The 19,462-nt window shown below is 73.2% G+C and carries 22 protein-coding genes; 15 read left to right on the plus strand and 7 right to left on the minus strand.

The genetic code is table 11. From position 1 onward, the window contains the following. Window positions 1-11 precede the first annotated feature (11 nt). The gene (locus tag ACWEPX_RS03220) at window positions 12-1,277 is read left to right on the plus strand and encodes an adenosylmethionine--8-amino-7-oxononanoate transaminase (RefSeq protein ID WP_451895434.1); all 1,266 of its coding nucleotides are present in this window, start codon (window positions 12-14) and stop codon (window positions 1,275-1,277) included. Here the strand turns inward: ACWEPX_RS03220 and ACWEPX_RS03225 are convergent. Further along, on the minus strand, window positions 1,274-1,510 hold the full coding sequence (locus ACWEPX_RS03225) for a glutaredoxin family protein (protein WP_451895435.1): 237 nt from the start codon (window positions 1,508-1,510) through the stop codon (window positions 1,274-1,276). The genes ACWEPX_RS03220 and ACWEPX_RS03225 overlap by 4 nt on opposite strands. Before the next feature lie 53 nt (window positions 1,511-1,563). Here ACWEPX_RS03225 and bioD point away from each other — a divergent pair, with 53 nt between their 5' ends. From bioD to ACWEPX_RS03245, 4 genes are all read left to right on the plus strand, one after another. Continuing rightward, a complete protein-coding gene (bioD, locus tag ACWEPX_RS03230) occupies window positions 1,564-2,280 on the plus strand; it encodes a dethiobiotin synthase (RefSeq protein ID WP_451895436.1) in 717 nt (238 codons plus the stop codon). 79 nt (window positions 2,281-2,359) lie between these two features. After that, the gene (gene bioB / locus ACWEPX_RS03235; protein WP_451895437.1) at window positions 2,360-3,382 is read left to right on the plus strand and encodes a biotin synthase BioB; all 1,023 of its coding nucleotides are present in this window, start codon (window positions 2,360-2,362) and stop codon (window positions 3,380-3,382) included. Between the two features lie 2 nt (window positions 3,383-3,384). After that, entirely contained in the window at window positions 3,385-3,579 is a 195-nt protein-coding gene (gene bsaP, locus ACWEPX_RS03240) for a biotin synthase auxiliary protein BsaP (RefSeq protein WP_451895438.1), read from the plus strand. A gap of 39 nt (window positions 3,580-3,618) precedes the next feature. Beyond that, a complete protein-coding gene (locus tag ACWEPX_RS03245) occupies window positions 3,619-4,191 on the plus strand; it encodes a DUF2567 domain-containing protein (RefSeq protein ID WP_451895439.1) in 573 nt (190 codons plus the stop codon). Window positions 4,192-4,642: 451 nt separating this feature from the next. Here the strand turns inward: ACWEPX_RS03245 and ACWEPX_RS03250 are convergent, their stop codons facing one another. Together ACWEPX_RS03250 and ACWEPX_RS03255 are read right to left on the minus strand one after the other, a co-directional pair. Then, window positions 4,643-5,323 (minus strand): LON peptidase substrate-binding domain-containing protein, encoded by a 681-nt coding sequence (locus tag ACWEPX_RS03250; RefSeq protein ID WP_451895440.1) that lies wholly within the window; start codon window positions 5,321-5,323, stop codon window positions 4,643-4,645. A gap of 43 nt (window positions 5,324-5,366) precedes the next feature. Beyond that, window positions 5,367-6,074, minus strand: a complete 708-nt coding sequence (locus ACWEPX_RS03255; RefSeq protein WP_451895441.1) for an NUDIX hydrolase — start codon at window positions 6,072-6,074, stop codon at window positions 5,367-5,369. A 60-nt stretch (window positions 6,075-6,134) separates the two neighbouring features. Here ACWEPX_RS03255 and nadA point away from each other — a divergent pair, with 60 nt between their 5' ends. The 3 genes from nadA to nadC are packed head-to-tail and all read left to right on the plus strand — an operon-like array spanning window position 6,135 to window position 9,567. Then, a complete protein-coding gene (nadA, locus tag ACWEPX_RS03260) occupies window positions 6,135-7,142 on the plus strand; it encodes a quinolinate synthase NadA (protein WP_451895442.1) in 1,008 nt (335 codons plus the stop codon). Continuing rightward, window positions 7,139-8,740 (plus strand): L-aspartate oxidase, encoded by a 1,602-nt coding sequence (locus tag ACWEPX_RS03265; RefSeq protein WP_451895443.1) that lies wholly within the window; start codon window positions 7,139-7,141, stop codon window positions 8,738-8,740. Before nadA ends, ACWEPX_RS03265 begins: the two co-directional genes overlap by 4 nt. Continuing rightward, on the plus strand, window positions 8,737-9,567 hold the full coding sequence (nadC, locus tag ACWEPX_RS03270) for a carboxylating nicotinate-nucleotide diphosphorylase (RefSeq protein ID WP_451895444.1): 831 nt from the start codon (window positions 8,737-8,739) through the stop codon (window positions 9,565-9,567). Before ACWEPX_RS03265 ends, nadC begins: the two co-directional genes overlap by 4 nt. Before the next feature lie 3 nt (window positions 9,568-9,570). Here nadC and ACWEPX_RS03275 read toward each other — a convergent pair whose 3' ends face one another. Then, window positions 9,571-10,155, minus strand: a complete 585-nt coding sequence (locus tag ACWEPX_RS03275) for a TetR/AcrR family transcriptional regulator (protein WP_451895445.1) — start codon at window positions 10,153-10,155, stop codon at window positions 9,571-9,573. 51 nt (window positions 10,156-10,206) lie between these two features. Between ACWEPX_RS03275 and ACWEPX_RS03280 the strand changes: the two genes are divergently transcribed. After that, a complete protein-coding gene (locus ACWEPX_RS03280) occupies window positions 10,207-11,481 on the plus strand; it encodes a cytochrome P450 (RefSeq protein WP_451895446.1) in 1,275 nt (424 codons plus the stop codon). Window positions 11,482-11,694: 213 nt separating this feature from the next. Here ACWEPX_RS03280 and ACWEPX_RS03285 read toward each other — a convergent pair whose 3' ends face one another. Further along, a complete protein-coding gene (locus ACWEPX_RS03285) occupies window positions 11,695-12,471 on the minus strand; it encodes a carbon-nitrogen hydrolase family protein (RefSeq protein WP_451895447.1) in 777 nt (258 codons plus the stop codon). A gap of 25 nt (window positions 12,472-12,496) precedes the next feature. Here ACWEPX_RS03285 and ACWEPX_RS03290 point away from each other — a divergent pair, with 25 nt between their 5' ends. The 6 genes from ACWEPX_RS03290 (at window position 12,497) to ACWEPX_RS03315 (ending at window position 18,376) form a co-directional block, all read left to right on the plus strand. Continuing rightward, window positions 12,497-13,954 carry an ABC transporter substrate-binding protein gene (locus tag ACWEPX_RS03290; RefSeq protein WP_451895448.1) on the plus strand — a complete coding sequence of 486 codons (1,458 nt, stop codon included), beginning with the start codon at window positions 12,497-12,499 and terminating at the stop codon, window positions 13,952-13,954. Between the two features lie 16 nt (window positions 13,955-13,970). Beyond that, the gene (locus ACWEPX_RS03295; RefSeq protein WP_451895449.1) at window positions 13,971-15,125 is read left to right on the plus strand and encodes an aminotransferase class V-fold PLP-dependent enzyme; all 1,155 of its coding nucleotides are present in this window, start codon (window positions 13,971-13,973) and stop codon (window positions 15,123-15,125) included. Window positions 15,126-15,196: 71 nt separating this feature from the next. Beyond that, window positions 15,197-16,519 (plus strand): histidinol dehydrogenase, encoded by a 1,323-nt coding sequence (gene hisD, locus ACWEPX_RS03300; protein ID WP_451895450.1) that lies wholly within the window; start codon window positions 15,197-15,199, stop codon window positions 16,517-16,519. Continuing rightward, window positions 16,516-17,619, plus strand: a complete 1,104-nt coding sequence (locus ACWEPX_RS03305) for a histidinol-phosphate transaminase (RefSeq protein ID WP_451895451.1) — start codon at window positions 16,516-16,518, stop codon at window positions 17,617-17,619. The genes hisD and ACWEPX_RS03305 overlap by 4 nt, the downstream gene beginning before the upstream one ends. Then, on the plus strand, window positions 17,616-18,218 hold the full coding sequence (gene hisB, locus ACWEPX_RS03310; protein ID WP_451895452.1) for an imidazoleglycerol-phosphate dehydratase HisB: 603 nt from the start codon (window positions 17,616-17,618) through the stop codon (window positions 18,216-18,218). Before ACWEPX_RS03305 ends, hisB begins: the two co-directional genes overlap by 4 nt. Then, entirely contained in the window at window positions 18,218-18,376 is a 159-nt protein-coding gene (locus tag ACWEPX_RS03315) for a hypothetical protein (protein ID WP_451895453.1), read from the plus strand. The genes hisB and ACWEPX_RS03315 overlap by 1 nt, the downstream gene beginning before the upstream one ends. A gap of 32 nt (window positions 18,377-18,408) precedes the next feature. On the opposite strand, the gene ACWEPX_RS03320 is transcribed toward ACWEPX_RS03315, so the two are convergent. Both ACWEPX_RS03320 and ACWEPX_RS03325 read right to left on the minus strand, forming a co-directional pair. Further along, a complete protein-coding gene (locus tag ACWEPX_RS03320; protein WP_451895454.1) occupies window positions 18,409-18,846 on the minus strand; it encodes a DUF488 domain-containing protein in 438 nt (145 codons plus the stop codon). After that, complete coding sequence (locus tag ACWEPX_RS03325; protein WP_451895455.1) at window positions 18,843-19,460, minus strand: DUF488 domain-containing protein; 618 nt, start codon at window positions 19,458-19,460, stop codon at window positions 18,843-18,845. The genes ACWEPX_RS03320 and ACWEPX_RS03325 overlap by 4 nt, the downstream gene beginning before the upstream one ends. Between the last annotated feature and the right edge of the window lie 2 nt (window positions 19,461-19,462).

The following is a 19,462-nucleotide window of genomic DNA, read 5'->3' on the forward strand; positions in this document are numbered from 1 at the left end:
CCTCACTCGGCGTGACCCCCGATGAGCTGCTGGCCGCCGACCGCGCGCACGTCTGGCACCCGTACTCGCCGATGCCCGGCACCCAGGACCCCCTGGTCGTGCGCTCGGCCGACGGGGTGCGCCTGACCCTCGCCGACGGCCGCGAGCTGGTCGACGGCATGTCCTCCTGGTGGGCGGCCATCCACGGCTACCGCAACCCGGTCCTCGACGCCGCCATCACCGACCAGCTCGGCCGGATGAGCCACGTCATGTTCGGCGGCCTGACCCACGAGCCCGCCGTCCGCCTGGCCACCCGGCTCGTCGAGATCACCCCGGACCCGCTGCGGCACGTCTTCCTCTGCGATTCCGGCTCGGTGTCGGTCGAGGTCGCGGTCAAGATGTGCCTGCAGTACTGGCGCTCCACCGACCGCCCCGGCAAGACCCGCCTGCTCACCTGGCGCGGCGGCTACCACGGCGACACCTTCCAGCCGATGAGCGTCTGCGACCCCGAGGGCGGCATGCACTCGCTGTGGCGCGGCGTCCTCCCGGTCCAGGTCTTCGCCGACCCCCCGCCCGCCGCCTTCGACCACGACTACGTCGCCCACCTGGCGCGCGTCATCGAGGAGCACGCCGACGAGCTGGCCGCGGTCATCGTGGAACCGGTCGTGCAGGGCGCGGGCGGCATGCGCTTCCACGACCCCCGCTACCTGCACGTCCTGCGCGAGCTGACCCTCGCCAACGACATCCTGCTGATCTTCGACGAGATCGCCACCGGCTTCGGCCGCACCGGCGAGCTCTTCGCCGCCGACCACGCAGGCATCAGCCCGGACGTCATGTGCGTCGGCAAGGCCCTCACCGGCGGCTACCTCAGCCTCGCCGCCACCCTGTGCACCCCGCGCGTCGCCGACGGCATCTCCCGCGGCGAACTGCCCGTCCTCGCCCACGGCCCCACCTTCATGGGCAACCCCCTGGCCACCGCGGTCGCCTCGGCGTCGATCGACCTGCTGCTCTCGACCGACTGGCGCGGCACGGTCAAGCGGATCGAGGCGGAGCTGATCAGCGGCCTCAAACCCGCCCGCGACCTCCCCGGCGTCCGCGACGTGCGGGTCTTGGGCGCGATCGGCGTCGTCCAGCTCGACCACCCCGTCGACATGGCCACGGCCACCCGGGCAGCCGTGGACGCAGGCGTCTGGCTCCGCCCCTTCCGCGACCTCATCTACACGATGCCGCCGTTCATCAGCACCTCGGACGACGTGGCCACCATCGCCGCCGGAGTGGTGGCGGCGGCAGCGGCCTAGCCCAGCGCCCGCTCCAGGTCGGCGTTCGTCGGCTCGACCAGGACCTCGCCGCTCGGGAGGATCACGACCGGGATGTTCGTCCGCCCACCGGCCAGCTCGACGGCCTTCGCGCGGGCCTCGGCGTCGTGTTCGACGTCGATCTCGGTGAAGGGGACGTCGGCTCGGCGCAGCCACGCCTTGGCCCGGCGGCAGTCGCCGCACCAGTCGGCTCCGTAGAGGGTCACCTCGGCCATCGCCCATCCCCTGTTTAGGTCCATACCAATTGCCAGGTCTAGCCTAGTTCGGCGTGAGCGTGCTCGTGATCAGCGGGACCGGAACCGAGGTCGGCAAGACCGTCGTGACCGCCGCCGTCGCCGCACTCGCGGTGGCCGCGGGCAGGCGGGTCGCGGTGCTCAAACCGGCGCAGACCGGGGTGTCGGCCGACGAGCCGGGGGACGTCGACGTCGTCCGGGCGCTCGCGGGCGGGGTCACCGGCATGGAGCTGCGCCGCTTCCCCGACCCCCTCGCCCCCGACACCGCCGCCCGCCGCGTCGGGATGCCGCCGGTGCGCCCCTCGGAGGTCGCCGCCGCGGTCGGCGAGCTGGCCGCGACCCACGACCTGGTGCTCGTCGAAGGCGCGGGCGGCCTGCTCGTGCGCCTGGACCCCGACGGCGGCACGCTGGCCGACGTCGCCTGGTCGCTGGGCGCCCCCGTGCTCGTCGTCGCCAGCGCGGGCCTGGGCACCCTCAACGCCGCCGCCCTCACCGCCGAGGCGCTGCGCACCCGCGGCGTGGCGTGCGCGGGCATCGTCATCGGCTCCTGGCCCGCCGCACCCGACCTCGCCGCCCGCTGCAACGTCGAGGACCTGCCCTCGGTGACCCACGCGCCGCTGGCAGGCGCGCTGCCCGCGGGCGCGGCCGCCCTGCCGCCGGAGGAGTTCGCGCAGGTCGCGCGCCGCGCCCTCGCCCCGGCCCTGGGCGGGGAGTTCGACGCCAAGGAGTTCGCAGGCCGCCATCCGGCGTGAGCAACATCGCCTGTCGGTGTCAGCGGAATGCGGCAGACTGACGCCTCGAACGGCCGTACCCGGATCGAGGAGGACCACCGTGACGGCAGCCGCCGAGCGCACGACCACCGACGTGCTCGCCGTGGCCCGCGAGCAGGTGCTGGAGCGCGGCGTCGGCCTGGACGAGGCCCAGGTCCTGCAGGTGCTGCGCCTGCCGGACGAGCGCGTCGAGGAGCTGCTCGGCCTGGCGCACGAAGTCCGGATGAAGTGGTGCGGCCCGGAGGTCGAGGTCGAGGGGATCATCTCGCTCAAGACCGGCGGCTGCCCCGAGGACTGCCACTTCTGCTCCCAGTCCGGCCGCTTCCCCACCCCGGTGCGCTCGGCGTGGCTGGACATCCCCGGCCTGGTCAAGGCCGCCGAGCAGACCCGCGCGACCGGCGCGACCGAGTTCTGCATCGTCGCCGCCGTGCGCGGCCCCGACGCCCGGCTGCTCTCGCAGGTGCGCGAGGGCATCAAGGCCATCCGCGACTCCGGCAACGACATCCAGATCGCCTGCTCGCTGGGCATGCTCACCCAGGAGCAGGTCGACGAGCTGGTCGAGATGGGCGTGCACCGCTACAACCACAACCTGGAGACCGCCCGCTCGCACTTCCCCAAGGTCGTCACCACGCACACCTGGGAGGAGCGCTGGGACACCCTGCGCATGGTGCGCGCGGCGGGCATGGAGGTCTGCTCCGGCGGCATCATCGGCATGGGGGAGACCGACGAGCAGCGCGCCGAGTTCGCCGTCCAGCTCGCCGAGCTGGAGCCCGACGAGGTGCCGATGAACTTCCTCATCCCGCAGCCGGGCACCCCGTACGCCGACTACGAGCCGATCGAGGGCCGCGACGCCCTGCGGATCGTCGCCGCCTTCCGCCTGGCCCTGCCGCGCACGATGCTGCGCTTCGCGGGCGGCCGCGAGCTGACCCTCGGCGACCTCGGCGCGGAGAAGGGCATGCTGGGCGGGATCAACGCGATCATCGTGGGCAACTACCTGACCAACCTCGGCAGGCCCGCCCAGCGCGACCTCGACATGCTCAACGACCTGAAGATGCCGATCAAGGCGCTGAGCGAGAGCCTGTAGCCGTGTTCTGCGTGCACTGCGGGCAGCCGGTCGCCGAGGGCGGGCACACCGGCTGCCACACCCCCCGCACCGCCCTGGAACCGCCGCGCTACTGCGCCGAGTGCGCCCGCCGCATGGTCGTCCAGGTGACGCCCGTGGGCTGGACGGCCCGGTGCAGCAGGCACGGCGAGCTCTCCGACCTGCACCCCACGGCGTAGGCTTCTCCCCGTCGATCTCGTGACGGGTGCGGAGGGTTCGTGACGCAGCAGCAGGAGCACCGAGAGGTCCCGGCGTACCTGCCCTGGCCCACCCCGCCGCGCCCGCGCGTGGTGGTCAAGCGCGACCTGCTGCCCGCGGTCAGCGTGCTGTCGACGGTGGCGTTGTTCGGCATGCTCATCGGGTGGGCGTGGTCGAGGCTGGCGCCGGAGCAGATGTCGGCGGTGGTCGAGGGCGGCAAGTTCGTCGCCCTGCGCGCGGAGAGCTACCACCGCTTCGAGGACCTGGCCCTGTTCCTGCTGCTGACCCTGGCCGCAGGCGTGATCACCGGCTACGCCACCTGGCTCCTGCGCGAACGCCGCGGCCCGGTCATCCTCATCGCCGCCACCGGCGGCTCAGCCCTGGCCGCCTGGCTGGCCACCCAGGTAGGCGTAGCCTGGGCCGAAACCCGCTACGCCGTGGCCACCGCGCCGCAGGTCGGCGACGTCATCGCCCTGGCCCCGCGCCTGGAGTCAGCCTGGGCCATCATCGCCTGGCCCCTCACCACCGCCCTGACCTACACCCTCGCCGCCGCCTGGAACAGCACCCCCGACCTAAGCCGCCGCCTCGGCTAACACCCGGTCCACCGCACCCCACCCAAGTCCCAGCGGCGACCCACGCGAGGCCACCCACCGAGGCAGCCAACGGGGTGTCGCAAGCACACCCCGAACCACCCAAGCGGTTGAGCGGTGGTCGGCGAGGCAGCCCCCTCCTCACACCACCCGCCCTAGATCGGTGCTCGGCGCATTACCCGCCGTCCAGGCTGATCGGCCGGGGCCGTTGCACGTCCCGCAAGCGCTTCCCACGAGCCCGCCCTTGTTCAAGCGGGAAGCTTCCACGAGCAAGCGGCGGTTGGCGCGGACCGCCAGCAGGGCTGACCGCGGAGCGTCACCACCTCCCGCAAGCGCCCCACAACCGTCCTCGTTCGCAGCGGTGGGCGGCGCGTGACCGCCGACCTCTCCTCCCGCAAACCCACCTCAGTTCAACGCGCTGATCAGCGCGCTACCACCCTCCCGCAAACCCGCCCTAGTTCAAGCTGATCGGCGTCGTGAACTCCGACGGCGGGGCGGGGACGGCGCGCAAGCGGGTGAGGAGGCCGGTTTCTCGGTTCAGCAGGCGCAGGACCAAGCGGAGGCGGTGGATGGGGCGGGTTTCCTCCAGCAGGTGTTGGCGGTCCTCCAGGGTCAGCAGGCAGTCCGCGGCGATCACGTGGGCGAGTTCGCAGACGTCGAGGTCCGGGGGTGGTTCGGACCAGTCCTCGTCCTGCCACGCGGCTTCGCAGTAGCGGCGGTGGGCGGCGCGGGCGGCGTCGGCGAGGGCGGTGACGGTGGCGGGGGAGCCGTCGGGCAGGGCGGTGTCGGGCAGCCATTCGACCGTGCCCAGCAGGTAGGGCGCGCTCGTGGCGTCGAGGTCGAGCAGCCGGAAGCGGCGGCCGCCGGTGGTGATGATGTCGTAGCGGCCGTCCGGCAGGCGCTTGGCCTGGCGCAGGGCCGCGGTGCAGCCGATCTCGCGCACCTGCGAGACATCGGTGACCTCGTGGTCGTTGGCGGGCCGCATGGCGACCACGCCGAACTCCCGGCCCGGGACCGCCCCGGTGACCAGGTCGACGGTCAGCTGCCGGTACCGCGGCTCGAAGATGTGCAGCGGCAGGCTCGCTCCCGGCAGCAGGACCGCCTGCAGGGGGAACAGCGGAAGCGACTCGGGCACGCGACCACGCTACGACGAAGCGCACGGGTCCGCTGTCCGGTATTCAGCCGCTTTTGCCGGTTGACGGCGGCCGCAGCACCGCGAACGGGTCCGTCACGACCATCGCCGTCTCGGCAAACCGGAACTGCGCCGCGGGCCTGCCGCCGCTGCGGCCGGGCTTGGTCGTCTGGCCGGTCGCCTCCAGCAGGCCGCGGCGGGCGAGCACCCGCTGCAAGTTCGTGGCGGAAACCCGGTAACCCAGCGCAGCCGAGTACAGCTCGCGCAACGCCGAGATCGTGAACTCCGGTGGCGCGAGCGCGAAACCTATGTTCGTGTACGACATCTTCGCCCGCAGCCGGTTGCGGGCGCGTAGCGCTATGGCACCGTGGTCGAACGCGGTGCGTGGCAAGGCGTCTATCGCGTGCCACGCGGTGTCCGGCGGCAGTTCGGGGTCCAGGTGCGATGGGACCAGGCAGAGGAAGGCCGTCGCGAGCACGCGCGGGCCGGGCACGCGGTCGGGCGCGCTGAAGACCGCCAGTTGCTCAACGTGACTGACCTGGCGCACGTCGACCTTCTCGGCGAGCTGGCGCAGGATCGAGGTCTCCACGTCCTCCGCCGCGCCCAGCCGCCCGCCCGGCAGTGACCACCGGTGCGCGTGCGGTTCCCGTGCGCGTTCCCAGAGCAGCACGCGCAGTGATCCGTCTCTCACCTGGAGCACCGCGGCAAGGACTTCGTGGGCCAACGCGCTGTCGGGGGTGGTAGCATCTGCCATGTTTTCGATCCTAAGGCGAAAACCTCGGGAACGGAAACTGCCGAACGGATGGAGGACCTGATGACCGCCGAACTGCTCGACCCGACCCCCTACGGCGGGGTCGTGGCGGACGCCGCCTGGCGCGACGAGGTGCGCAGGCTCGTCCGCGAGCGCGACGCGGTGCTGCTGGCGCACAACTACCAGCTGCCCGAGATCCAGGACATCGCCGACCACACCGGCGACTCCCTCGCGCTCTCGCGCATCGCCGCCAGCTCCGACGCCTCCACCATCGTCTTCTGCGGCGTGCACTTCATGGCCGAGACCGCGAAGATCCTCAGCCCGGACAAGACCGTCCTGATCCCGGACGCGCGCGCGGGCTGCTCCCTCGCCGACTCCATCACCGCCGACGAGCTGCGCGCCTGGAAGGCCGAGCACCCCGGCGCGGTCGTGGTGTCCTACGTCAACACCACCGCCGAGGTGAAGGCCGAGACCGACATCTGCTGCACCTCCTCCAACGCCGTCGACGTCGTGGCGTCGATCCCGGCCGACCGCGAGGTGCTGTTCCTGCCCGACCAGTTCCTCGGCGCGCACGTCAAGCGCGTCACCGGGCGGGAGAACCTGCACATCTGGGCGGGGGAGTGCCACGTGCACGCGGGCATCAACGGCCCGGAGCTGGCCGCGCGCGCCGCCGCCAACCCCGACGCCGACCTCTACATCCACCCCGAGTGCGGGTGCGCGACCTCCGCGCTGTACCTGGCGGGCGAGGGCATCGTGCCCGAGTCGCAGGTCAAGATCCTCTCCACCGGCGACATGGTGGGGCAGGCCAAGGCGAGCAAGGCCAAGACCGTGCTGGTGGCCACCGAGATCGGGATGCTGCACCAGTTGCGCAAGGCCGCGCCGGGGGTCACCTTCGAGGCCGTCAACGACCGCGCCTCCTGCCGCTACATGAAGATGATCACCCCGGCCGCGGTGCTGCGCGCCCTGCGCGAGAACGCCGACGAGGTGCACGTCGACGCCGAGACCGCCCGCCGGGCACGGGGCGCGGTGCAGCGGATGATCGAGATCGGCACGCCCGGCGGCGGCGAGTGAGCCCGCGCTGGGCGGCCCGCGCCGACCTCGTCGTGGTCGGGACCGGCGTCGCCGGGCTGACCGCGGCGCTGCGGGCCCGCGAACTGGGGTTGCGGGTGCTGGTCGTCACCAAGGCCGCCGCCGAGGACGGCAACACCCGCTGGGCGCAGGGCGGCGTCGCCGTCGTGCTGCCGGACGGGACCGGGGACACGGTCGACCAGCACATCGAGGACACGCTGACCGCGGGCGCGGGGCTCTGCGACGCCGACGCCGTGCGCGCGATCGTCGCAGGCGGCCCGGCCGCGGTGGCGCGGCTGATCGCCCGCGGCGCGGTGTTCGACAGCGGCCCGGACGGGCGGCTGGCGCGCACCCGCGAGGGCGGCCACAGCGCCTTCCGCGTCGTGCACGCAGGCGGCGACGCGACCGGCGCGGAGGTCGAGCGGGCGCTGCTCGCGGCGACCCGCGACGGGCGCATCCCCGTGCTGGAGGGGCATGTGGCCGTCGACGCCGTGCGGACGACCTCCGGCGCGGTCGCGGGGTTGGTGGTGCTCGACGGCGCGGGCGTGCCGGGGGTGCTGGGCGCGCAGGCGGTGCTGCTGGCCTCCGGGGGGCTGGGCCAGCTGTACCAGGCGACGTCCAACCCGGAGGTCGCCACCGGTGACGGCGTCGCGCTGGCGCTGCGGGCAGGGGCGCCGGTCGCCGACATCGAGTTCGTGCAGTTCCACCCCACGGTCCTCTACACCGGCGCGGGGGCGCGCGGGCGCTGCCCGCTGGTGACCGAGGCCGTGCGCGGCGAGGGCGCGGTGCTCGTCGACGCGCTGGGGAACCGGGTGATGGCGGGGGTGCACCCGCTGGCCGACCTCGCCCCGCGCGACGTGGTGGCCGCGGCGATCACCCGGCACGTGGCGTCCGCCCCGGGGGGTGTGGACGACCACGTGTTCCTCGACGCGACCGGCCTGGAGTCCTTCCAGTCGCGCTTCCCGACCGTGCACGCCGCGTGCGTGGCCGCGGGGATCGATCCGTCGGTGTCGCCGATCCCCGTGGCTCCGGCCGCGCACTTCGCGTGCGGCGGTGTTGTGGCCACTGTGGACGGTCGTACCCCGGTCGTCGGGTTGTACGCGGCGGGCGAGGTCGCCAGCACGGGCCTGCACGGGGCGAACCGGTTGGCGTCCAACAGCTTGCTGGAGGGCCTGGTCGTCGGCGCTCGCGCGGCCGAGGCGGTCACGGCCGACATCGCGGCCGGTGTTCTCGCTCGGCCGGCTGTGGATGGGGAGCTGCCGGTCGCGCCGGTCGCCGCCCGGGATTCCTTGCAGCGGGTGATGAGCCGGTATGCCGGGATCGGCCGGGACGCCGAGGGTCTTGCGGTCGTCGGGTCGGTGCTGGATGTGTCCTCTGTGGATCGAGTGCTGGCGACGCGGGAGCTGGTGGAGGACGCGGCCCTCACGGTGGTCGCCCGGGCGCTGATCGCCTCCGCGTCGGCCCGCACCGAGTCACGCGGCTGCCACGTCCGCACGGACCACCCGCAGCGCGATGACGTGGCCCGGCGCCTGTTCATCCGCACCACCCCGTCCGGCCAGCCGGTCCTGGCCTGGCCCCTGTCCCTGCGAGGCGCCGCATGAACCTGGACCTGGATCGGGTCATCACCACCGCGCTGGAGGAAGACCTCCGCTACGGCCCCGACGTCACCACCGAAGCCACCGTCCCGGCCGACGCGGTGGCGACCGCCGAGCTGACCCCCCGCCAACCGGGCGTCCTCGCGGGCATCCCGGTGGCGCTGGCGGTGTTCCAGCGGGTGGTGCCGGATCTGGAGGTTGTGTCCAGTGTGGAGGATGGGAGCCGCGCGGTCCCCGGATCGCCTGCGCTGGTGATCCGCGGCAACACCCGCGGCCTGCTGACGGCCGAGCGCACGGCGCTGAACCTCGTCTGCCACCTGTCCGGCATCGCCACCGCCACCGCCGCCTGGGTCGAGGCGCTGGAGGGCACCGGCGCGGCCGTCCGCGACTCCCGCAAAACCCTGCCCGGCCTCCGCCTCCTGGAGAAATACGCCGTCCGCTGCGGCGGCGGCGTCAACCACCGCCTGGGCCTGGGCGACGCCGTGCTGATCAAGGACAACCACGTCGTAGCGGCAGGCTCGGTCGCCAAGGCGCTGGCCGCCGCCCGATCCCACGCCCCCGACCTGCCCTGCGAGGTAGAGGTCGACACCCTCGACCAGCTGGACGAAGCCTTGGCGGAGCAGGCGGAGCTGGTCCTGCTGGACAACTTCACCCCGGAGGAGTGCGTCGAGGCAGTCCGCAGAGCCCGCGGCACCAACACCCGCCTAGAGGCTTCGGGCGGCTTGACCCTGTCCGTAGCCCGAACCTACGCCCAAACCGGCGTCCACTACCTCTCCGTAGGCGCCCTAACCCACTCGTCGCCGTCCCTAGACCTCGGCCTAGACCTGCGCTGACCCTTACTGCTGCCGAGCAGTCGTCAACAACTCACGCAGGCCCCGAAGCAGGTCATCCGGGTTCGGCGAGCGGTCGGGGTCGATGACCCATTGGAGGGCCAAGCCGTCGCAGGCGGCTAGGACGAAGGAGGCGACTGCCGTGCAGCGGGGGTCGTCCGGGGTGGGGTCGCCGCCGCAGGAGGCGGAGACCAGGGCGGCTATGCCGGTGCGCAGGCGGTGTTGGAGGTCGGCGAGTTGGGCGCGGAGGTTCGGCTCGCGGTCGGCTTGAGCTAGGGCTTCGATGAAGCTCAGCAGCAGCGGGCGCTGGTCGTCCAGGTGCGTGAGCAGGGTCGCCCAGGTCAGGTGGGCGCGTTCGACGGGGGAGGCGTGCGGGTCGGCCATGGCGACCGCCGACAGCTGGGCCATCCACTCGTCGAACACCTCGCCCAAGGCCGCGTTCAGCAGGCCCGCCTTCGACCCGAAGTGGTAGCCGATCGAGGCCAGGTTCGTGCCGGACTCGGCCACCAGGTCGCGCGCGGTGATGCGGGCGTAGCCCTTGCGCTGCAGCAGGGTCCGCGCCGCGGCGAGGAGTTGGTCTCGGTGGCCCACCCGGGGAAGCGTAGTTGACCCGGTGATCTATACGGATGTATAAACCGGGGGATGAGCACCCTGCCCGCTGGACCCAGGTTGCCCAGGGCCGTGCAGACGGCGCTGTTCATGCACTCCCGCCACCGCGTCGCCCCGCGGTGGCGGCAGCGGTACGGGCCGGTGTTCACCCTGCGCCTGGCGATGGGCCGCACGGTCGTGGTCGTCACGCGCCCGGAGGACATCCGCGCCGTCTTCGCCGGGCCGCCGTCGGTGTTCCACGCGGGCGAGGGCAACGACATCCTGGCCCCGGTCATGGGCCGCAACTCCCTGCTCATCCTCGACGAGGACGACCACCTGCGCTCCCGCAAGCGCCTGATGCCCGCGTTCAACGGCGCGGCCCTGCGCGGGTACGCCGACATGATGGCCAAGCTCGCCGCCGACACCGCCGAGCGGCTCCCGGTCGGCAGGCCCTTCCCCGTCCACGGCCCGATGAACGCGGTGACGCTGGAGATCATCCTGCGCGTGGTCTTCGGCATGGCCGACGGCGAGCGGCTGACCCGGCTGCGCCCGCGCATCGGCAAGGTCGCCGACGTCGGCCCGATCCAGATCTTCGGCTGGACCTACCCCAAGCTCCAGCACCTGCCGCCGTGGCGCGCCATGCGCGACAACCTCGCCGCGGCCGACGCGCTGCTCAACGCCGAGATCGCCGAGCGCCGCGGCCAGGACCTCGACGGCCGCCAGGACGTGCTGTCCCGCCTGCTCGCCGCCGACCCCGACACCCCGGCCACCCAGCTCCGCGACGACATGATGACCCTGCTGCTGGCAGGCCACGAGACCACCGCCACCGCCCTCGCCTGGGCCCTGCACGAACTCGCCCGCAACCCCGACGTCCAGACCCGCGCCCGCCAAGCCGCCGACGACGGCGACGACGAGTACCTGCAAGCCGTCGCCAAGGAGGCGATGCGCCTGCGCCCGGTGATCTACAGCGTCGCCCGCAAGCTGACCGAGCCCACCGAGATCGCGGGCCACCTCCTGCCCGCGGGCACCATCGTCACCCCCAGCATCGGCCTCGTCCACGCCGACGCCGACCACCACCCCGCCCCAGACACCTTCCGCCCGGAGCGCTTCCTCGGCGCATCCCCGGAATCCGGCACCTGGATCCCCTTCGGCGGCGGCGTCCGCCGCTGCATCGGCGCAGGCTTCTCCCTCCAGGAAGCCGCAACCGTCCTCCGCGCCCTCCTCACCCGCTACACCATCACCCCCGACGGCCCCCGCGAACACGCCCGCCCCCGCAACATCACCCTGATCCCCGAACGCGGCGCCCGAATCCTCCTGACCAGGCGCTAGCCCCCGAGAACCCCGCCCCACCACCGACCAGCCACCCCGGCCCGACCGCACCACCGGCTGCCCCGCGCAAGTCCCCGACCTTCCATACCGCTCGCGGGAGCGTCTTGCGGCCTTCCAGGGCCGGACCGGCACGACCGCGCCGGCGATCGGGAGCGCCGCCTGGTCCCGGTGCGCCTGCCGGTCGCAGCACCGGGTCCGGTCGCCCCCAAACCCTCACAGCCTCTGGTTCGCCAGCACGGGGATCGTTTCGCGGACCTTGGACACCACCGACGGGTCGATGTCGACCACCACCAGTTCCGGGTCCGCGCCCGCATGGGTGACCACGCTGCCCGTCGGGTCCACCACCGTGCTGTGGCCGATCCCCGTCGGCGCCGGGCCTTCGAGTCCCGAGTACGCCTGGCCGCACGCCAGCACCCACGACGTCGAGTCCAGGGCCCGGGCCCGGCACAGCAGCTCCCACTGCTCCAGCTTCCCCTCCCCGGCCCCCCACGACGCCCCCACCAGCATCGCCACCGCCCCCGACGCCGCCAGCGCCCGGAACAGCTCCGGGAAGCGGATGTCGTAGCAGGTCGCCACCCCGAAGACCACGTCGTCCACCGCGAAGGTCAGCAGCTCAGAGCCCGGCGCCACCGTCCGGGACTCGGCGAACCCGAAGGCGTCGAAGAGGTGGATCTTGTCGTAGCCGCGGTGCTGGCCCCGCCCGGTCACCAGCAGCGTGTTGCGCACCCGCCCCGACGGGTCCGGGGTGAACATCCCCGCCACCACGACCACCCCGTGCGCGTCCGCCACCTCCCGCACCCCCGCGGCCCACGGCCCGTCCAGCGGCTCGGCGACCGGTCCCAGCGGCACGCCGAAGCGGCACTGGGTCGCCTCCGGGAACACCACCACCGCGGCGCCCTCCGCGGCCGCGCGGGCCGTCCACGCCCGGACGGCGGCCAGGTTCGCCGCCGGGTCATCGCCGCTGCTGATCTGGCACAGCGCAACGCGCACAGCCACTCCCTATAGATTCGGTCCCGTGCTCTCCAGGCTGTCAATTGTGCTCGCCGTCCTCCTCCTCGCGGCGTGCACGGGCGATCCGCCGCCCCCCGCCTCCGGCGACCCGGACGGGACGTCGCTGGTGATCGCCGTCGGCACCGCTCCCAAGAGCCTCGACCCGCAAGCCGGGTACGCCCCCTACGGCGCGGCCCAGATCTACGACGGCCTCGTCGAGCACACCCCCACCGGCCTGGCGCCCGCCCTCGCCGCGAGCCTGCCCGTCCCCTCCGCCGACGGCCGGACCTGGACCGCCCGCCTGCGCACCGACGTCTCCTTCCACGACGGCACCGGCCTGGACGCCACCGACGTCGCCGCCAGCTACCGGCCCGTCATCGGCAAGGGCCGGTTCTGGATGATCGAGCAGGTCAAGCCGGTCAACCCCACCACCGTCCAGTTCGAGCTGGCCCGGCCCTACCCCGACCTGCCCGCCCTGCTGACCCTGGGCATCGAGCCCAGCGAGTCCGCGGGCACCGACCGCACCGTCGGCACCGGCCCCTACCGGGTCTCGGCGTGGGAGCCCGGCCAGCGCCTGGTGCTCACCGCCAACCCCGGCTACTTCCGCGACCGCCCGGCCATCACCGAGGTCACCGTGCAGTTCGTGCCCGACCCGGCCGAGCGCGCCGCCCGCCTGCGCGACGGCACCGTCGACGGCGCCCCGCTGCCCGCCGCCCTGGCCGCCGAGTTCGACGGCGCCGACGGCATGACCACTTTCACCCACCGCGCCGCCGACCTGCGCGCGATCACCCTGCCCGCGGGCCCGGTCACCGGCGACCCCGCGGTCCGGCTGGCCCTCAACCTCGCCCTCGACCGGCAGGCCGTGCTCGACGGCGTCCTCGCGGGCGTCGGCGCGCCCACCTCGGTGCCGGTGCCCGACGTGCAGGCCGAGCACGCCGAGCCCGCCGCCGCGTTCGCCTTCGAGCCCGCGACCGCGGCCACCGTGCTCACCTCGGCGGGCTGGGTCGCAGGGCCCGACGGCACGCGCACCCGCGAGGGCGTGCGCGCCCAGTTCGCCGTCAGCTACCCCGAGGGCGACGACGAAGCCGCCCAGCTGGTCGCCGCGTTCGCCCAGGCCGCCGCCGAGATCGGCATCGAGGTCGTCCCGCAGCCCGGCGGCGCGTCGGCCGCCCGCTACCGGGTCGTGGGCGACCCCGTCGACCCGGAGTCGGCCCTGCGCTCGCTGCTCCACGACGCGGGCGGCTCCACCGCGGCGGCCCTCGACCAGGCCCGCGCCGCGACCGAGCCCGTCGACGCCGTGGTCGCCGTGCACGCCGCCCAGCGCGCCAACCGGACCAGCCCGGCCGCCGTGATCCTCGCCCAGGCAGGCCACACCTACGTCCACCGCGACGCCTGGAACGGCCACCAGGCCGTCGTCGACGGCCCCACCGCCGACCACACCTGGGGCGCGTGGTGGAACCTGGCTGACTGGGCACCCCGCTGAGTGGTTGAGTGGCGGCATGGCCTTCGACCTCGCCGCCGCCCGCGCCGACACCCCCGGCTGCCACGACCAGGTCTTCCTCGACAGCGCCGGGTCCTCCCTGCCGCCCCGGCCGGTCCTCGACACCGTGATCGGCCACCTGCGCCGGGAGGCCGAGGTGGGCGGCTACCGCGCCGCCGCCGAGGCCGACCTCGACCAGGGCTACCCGCTGTTCGCCGAGCTGCTGGGCTGCGAGCCCGACGAGGTGGCCTTCACCGACGGGGCCACCCGCTCCTGGCTGCTCGCCTTCGCCGGGCTCGACCTCGGGCCCGACGACCGCGTCCTGGTCACCGAGGCCGAGTACGGCGGCACCGCCATCCCGCTGCTGACCGCGGGCGCGAAGGTCGAGGTCATCCCCTCCACCCCCGACGGCGAGGTCGACGTCGACGCCCTGCGCGCGATGCTGGACGAGCGGGTCAAGCTGGTCTCCCTGGTGCACGTGCCCACCAACGGCGGCCTGGTCAACCCCGTCCGCGAGGTCGTCGACGCCGCCCACGAGGTCGGCGCGCTGGTCTTCCTCGACGCCTGCCAGTCCGCTGGCCAGGTGCCGGTGTCGGCCGCCGCGACCGGCGTCGACGTGATCACCGGCGCGGGCCGCAAGTGGCTGCGCGGCCCCCGCGGCACCGGCTTCCTCGTCGTGCGCGCCGCCGCCCGCGACCGGCTGCGCCCGCGCCTGCCCGACCTGCGCGGCGGCGAGTGGGTCGACGCCGACCAGGTCAAGCTGCGCGACGACGCCCGCGCCTTCGAGCTGTGGGAGAGCTCGGTCGCAGGCCGCCTCGGCCTCTACGCCGCCGCCCGCTACCTGCTCGACCTGGGCGTGGACGTCGTGGCCGCCGAGGTCGCCGCCCGCGCCGAGCGGCTGCGCGCCGGGCTGTCGGCCCTGCCCGGGGTGACCGTGCACGACCTGGGCAGGCGCCGCTGCGGCATCGTCACCTTCGGCAAGGCGGGCGTCGCCGCCGCCGAGCTGCGCGACCGGCTGCGCGAGGTGGGCGTCACCGTCACCGTCAGCGACCGGGCCTCCACCCGCTTCGACATGACCCGCCGCGGCCTGGAGACCATCGTCCGGGCCTCGCCGCACTACTTCGTCGACGACGAGCAGATCGACCGGGCGGTGGAGCTGGTCGGCGGCATGTGAAGTCGGTCGACCAGCACGCAGCGGAACGGCGGCGGCGCACTACGCTGGTGGGGCCTGCCGGAAAGGACGCCATGCTCACCCGAATCGACCTGCGCTCCGCCGTCCCGACGCCCGCCGAGCTGCGCACCACGCTGCCCCGGGCCCAGGTCGACGTGGACGCCGTGCTGCATCACGTGCGGCCGATCGTCGAAGCGGTGCGCGAACGCGGGGCCGAGGCGGCGCTGGACTACACCGAGCGCTTCGACGGCGTGCGCCCGGCCGCGGTCCGGGTGCCCGCGGCCGAACTGGACCGGGCCCTGTCCGAGCTGGACCCGGCCGTGCGGGCGGCGCTGGAGGAGTCGATCGAGCGCGCCCGGCGCGTGCACGCCGACCAGCGGCGCACCGACACCACCACCCGGGTCGTGCCCGGCGGGACGGTCACCGAGAAGTGGGTGCCGGTGGCCAGGGTCGGGCTGTACGTGCCCGGCGGGCTGGCGGTGTACCCGTCCAGCGTGGTCATGAACGTCGTCCCCGCCCAGACCGCGGGCGTCGAGTCGCTGGTGGTCTGCTCGCCCGCGCAGGCCGAGTTCGGCGGGCTGCCGCACCCGGCGATCCTGGCCGCCGCCGCGCTGCTGGGCGTCACCGAGGTGTGGGGGGTCGGCGGCGCGCACGGCGTCGCCCTGCTCGCCTACGGCGGCACCGACACCGACGGGTCCGCGCTGGACCCGGTCGACATGGTGACCGGACCCGGCAACATCTACGTCACCGCGGCCAAGCGGCTGCTGCGCGGCCTCATCGGCATCGACTCCGAGGCCGGGCCGACCGAGATCGCGGTGCTGGCCGACGCCGGGGCCGACCCCGCGCACGTGGCCACCGACCTGATCAGCCAGGCCGAGCACGACCCGCTGGCCGCCAGCGTGCTGGTCACCGACTCGGTGGCCCTGGCCGACGCCGTGGACGCCGAACTGGCCGTGCGCGTCAAGGCCACCAAGCACAGCGAGCGCATCACCACCGCGCTGTCGGGTCCGCAGTCCGGCTGCGTGCTGGTGTCCTCGGTGGACGACGGGCTGCGCGTGGTCGACGCCTACGCCGCCGAGCACCTGGAGATCCAGACCGCCGACGCCGCCGCGGTCGCCGCCCGGGTCCGCAACGCGGGCGCGGTGTTCGTCGGGCCGTGGTCGCCGGTGTCGCTGGGCGACTACTGCGCGGGCTCCAACCACGTGCTGCCGACCGGCGGCTGCGCCCGGCACTCCTCGGGGCTGTCGGTGCAGACCTTCCTGCGCGGCATCCACGTCGTGGAGTACACCGAGGACGCGCTGCGGTCGGTCGCCGGGCACGTCGTCGCGCTGGCCACCGCCGAAGACCTGCCCGCGCACGGCGAGGCCGTCACCGCGCGCTTCGAGGGCCGCTCGTGACCGCGCCCGGCGCCTCGGTGGGGCTCGACGACCTGCCGCTGCGCGACGACCTGCGCGGGCGCACGCCCTACGGCGCCCCGCAGCTGGACGTGCCCGTCCGGCTCAACACCAACGAGAACCCGTTCCCGCCGCCGCCGGGCCTGGTGGCCGACATCGCCGCGGCGGTGGAGGAGATCGCGGGCACGCTCAACCGCTACCCCGACCGGGACGCGGTGGCGCTGCGCACCGACCTCGCCGCCTACCTGTCGGGGGCGACCGGTGTCGGCCTGACCGCGGCGAACCTGTGGGCGGCCAACGGGTCCAACGAGATCCTCCAGCAGATCCTCCAGGCGTTCGGCGGCCCCGGCCGCACGGCGCTGGGGTTCGAGCCGTCGTACTCGATGCACCCGATCATCGCCTCCGGCACCCGCACGGACTGGGTGCCCGCGCCGCGGCGGGCGGACTTCTCCCTCGACGTCGACGCCGCCTGCGCGGTGCTGGCCTCGCGCGCGCCGGACGTGGTGTTCGTGACCAGCCCGAACAACCCGACCGGGCAGTCGATCCCGCTGGCCGACCTGCGCGCGCTCGTCGCCGCCGCGCCCGGCGTGGTGGTCGTCGACGAGGCGTACGCGGAGTTCTCCTCCCGCGACAGCGCCGCGCACCTGATCGCGGAGTTCCCCACCAAGGTGATCGTCAGCCGGACGATGAGCAAGGCGTTCGCGTTCGCGGGCGGGCGGCTCGGGTACCTGGCGGCGGCCCCGGCCGTGGTGGACGCGCTGCTGCTGGTGCGCCTGCCCTACCACCTGTCGTCGCTGACCCAGGCGGGCGCGCGGGCGGCCCTGCGGCACGCGCCGGAGACGCTGGCCTCGGTGCGGCTGCTGTCGTCCGAACGCGACCGCGTGGCCGCCGCGCTGGCGGGCCTGGGCGCGTCCGTGGTGCCCAGCGACGCCAACTTCGTCCTGTTCGGCCCGTTCCCCGACCGCGCCGCCGCCTGGCAGTCCTATTTGGACCGCGGCGTGCTGGTGCGCGACGTCGGCATCGACGGCCACCTCAGGACCACCATCGGCACCCCGGCCGAGAACGATGCGTTCCTGGCCGCCAGCAAGGAGATCATCCCATGACCAACCGCACCGCCCGGGTGGAGCGGACGACCAAGGAGTCGTCGGTCGTCGTCGAACTCGACCTCGACGGCTCCGGCAAGGTCGAGATCGCCACCGGCGTCCCGTTCTACGACCACATGCTCACCGCCTTCGGCGCCCACGGCGCCCTCGACCTGACCGTCCAGGCCACCGGCGACACCCACATCGACGCCCACCACACCGTCGAGGACGTCGCCATCGTCCTCGGCCAGGCCCTGCGCACCGCCCTCGGCGACAAGACCGGCATCCGCCGCTTCGGCGACGCCTGGATCCCGATGGACGAGACCCTGGCCCACGCCGCGATCGACGTCTCCGGCCGCCCGTACTGCGTCCACACCGGCGAACCCGACATGATGATCGGCTTCACCGTCGGCGGCAACTACCCCACGGTCCTCAACCGCCACGTCTTCGAGTCGATCGCCTTCCACGCCCAGATCGCCCTCCACCTCCGCGTCCTCCACGGCCGCGACCCCCACCACATCACCGAAGCCCAGTACAAGGCCTTCGCCCGAGCCCTCCGCACCGCAGCCGAACCCGACCCCCGAACCCCCGGAATCCCCTCGACCAAGGGCATCCTCTGATGTCCTCCCTCGTCAGCATCGCCCTGGTAGCCCTAGCAGGCATCCTCATCGGCGGCGCCTACACGATGTGGAAGACGACCAAGGCCGCCGCAGTCGTACTGGGCCTCCTAGCCGCCCTCGCCCTGGGAGGCGCGGTGGCCTGGTACCTGTCCCTGTGAACCCTTAGCTTCCGGGGGCGAGGCCGTGCTCGCTACACAAGATGTTCGACAGTTGTGTCGCCCCACTGGTCAGCCAGGTATTCGGCGACCAGCCGCCGGTGGCACTGGTGCGGTTTGTCCTCGCTGCACAACAGGACGGCGTTGTCCACCAGGTCGCGATCAAGGGTGTCCTGGATCCGGCGCTCTGCCATGAGCTCGAGAAACCGCTCCTCGTACGCGGCCCATCCGCAGCCGTGTTTCCTGTAGTCGTCGAGCATGTCCTGGGTCGGAGCCAGCTCAGGGTGATGGGCATACGCCATGCCGCACAGCTCGGTCAGGAAGAATTCCAGGTCGTCGCGCTTGGCGAACCCCGCCAGTTGTGACACGTTGTTGAGGCGGACGTCGATGAGGGTGGAAACCCGGGCCGCGCGGAGCAGGCCGAAGAACTTCGCCGCGGACTTCTTCGTGAAACCGAGGGTATAGACTTTCATACCTCGTCCCCCTGGCCAGATTTCAAGTGCTCGTCCACGTAAGCGATGCGCTCCTCCTGGCGTCGCAACGCCTCGCCCAGCCGTTCGGCGTGGGTGCGGAACAGATCTTCTTCCGCCAGGTCGAATTTCGCCATGAGGCGAGTCATCGCATCCGCATGCGACTCGAGGTCCCCTTTGGGATGAATGTGGTCGACTGCCGCGCCAGCCTCGACGAGGACCCGCGCCACCAGGATCGTGCGATGGCAGTCCAAAGGTTCACCTTCGGTGCACATGATGGCGATGCGCTCCCTGCTCGCGCCCTCTTGCAGGCGTTCGATCCCGCTCGCGAACTCCGCGGTTGCCGCTAGTTTCGCGTACTGAACCCTGCCGTCGAGATAGCAGCCGATGTCGGTGGAACGCGCCCCCAGTTCCTTGCCGAGGAAGGCATACTTGATCTCCGACCGGGCTAGGCCGCGTTCGAGGCTTCGCTGGTTGAAGTGCGGGGTGTGCCGACTGAACGGCACCGACCGCACATCCGCCACGGCGGTGACCCCGTGAGCGCGCAGGAGATCCACAAAGGTCTCCCCTTCGTGGGTGGAGTGACCGACCGTCAGGAAACGCTGCCCGCACTTCATCG

This window comes from Actinokineospora sp. NPDC004072 (genome assembly GCF_053604195.1).

Excerpts from the sequence above, each read along its gene's own strand:
- hisD (WP_451895450.1), top strand. The coding sequence starts at position 15,197 with ATGCTCACCCGAATCGACCTGCGCTCCGCCGTCCCGACGCCCGCCGAG.
- ACWEPX_RS03320 (WP_451895454.1), bottom strand. The coding sequence starts at position 18,846 with ATGAAAGTCTATACCCTCGGTTTCACGAAGAAGTCCGCGGCGAAGTTC.
- nadC (WP_451895444.1), top strand. The coding sequence starts at position 8,737 with ATGAACCTGGACCTGGATCGGGTCATCACCACCGCGCTGGAGGAAGAC.
- ACWEPX_RS03225 (WP_451895435.1), bottom strand. The coding sequence starts at position 1,510 with ATGGCCGAGGTGACCCTCTACGGAGCCGACTGGTGCGGCGACTGCCGC.
- nadA (WP_451895442.1), top strand. The coding sequence starts at position 6,135 with ATGACCGCCGAACTGCTCGACCCGACCCCCTACGGCGGGGTCGTGGCG.
- hisB (WP_451895452.1), top strand. The coding sequence starts at position 17,616 with ATGACCAACCGCACCGCCCGGGTGGAGCGGACGACCAAGGAGTCGTCG.
- ACWEPX_RS03325 (WP_451895455.1), bottom strand. The coding sequence starts at position 19,460 with ATGAAGTGCGGGCAGCGTTTCCTGACGGTCGGTCACTCCACCCACGAA.
- ACWEPX_RS03280 (WP_451895446.1), top strand. The coding sequence starts at position 10,207 with ATGAGCACCCTGCCCGCTGGACCCAGGTTGCCCAGGGCCGTGCAGACG.
- ACWEPX_RS03315 (WP_451895453.1), top strand. The coding sequence starts at position 18,218 with ATGTCCTCCCTCGTCAGCATCGCCCTGGTAGCCCTAGCAGGCATCCTC.
- ACWEPX_RS03255 (WP_451895441.1), bottom strand. The coding sequence starts at position 6,074 with ATGGCAGATGCTACCACCCCCGACAGCGCGTTGGCCCACGAAGTCCTT.
- ACWEPX_RS03295 (WP_451895449.1), top strand. The coding sequence starts at position 13,971 with ATGGCCTTCGACCTCGCCGCCGCCCGCGCCGACACCCCCGGCTGCCAC.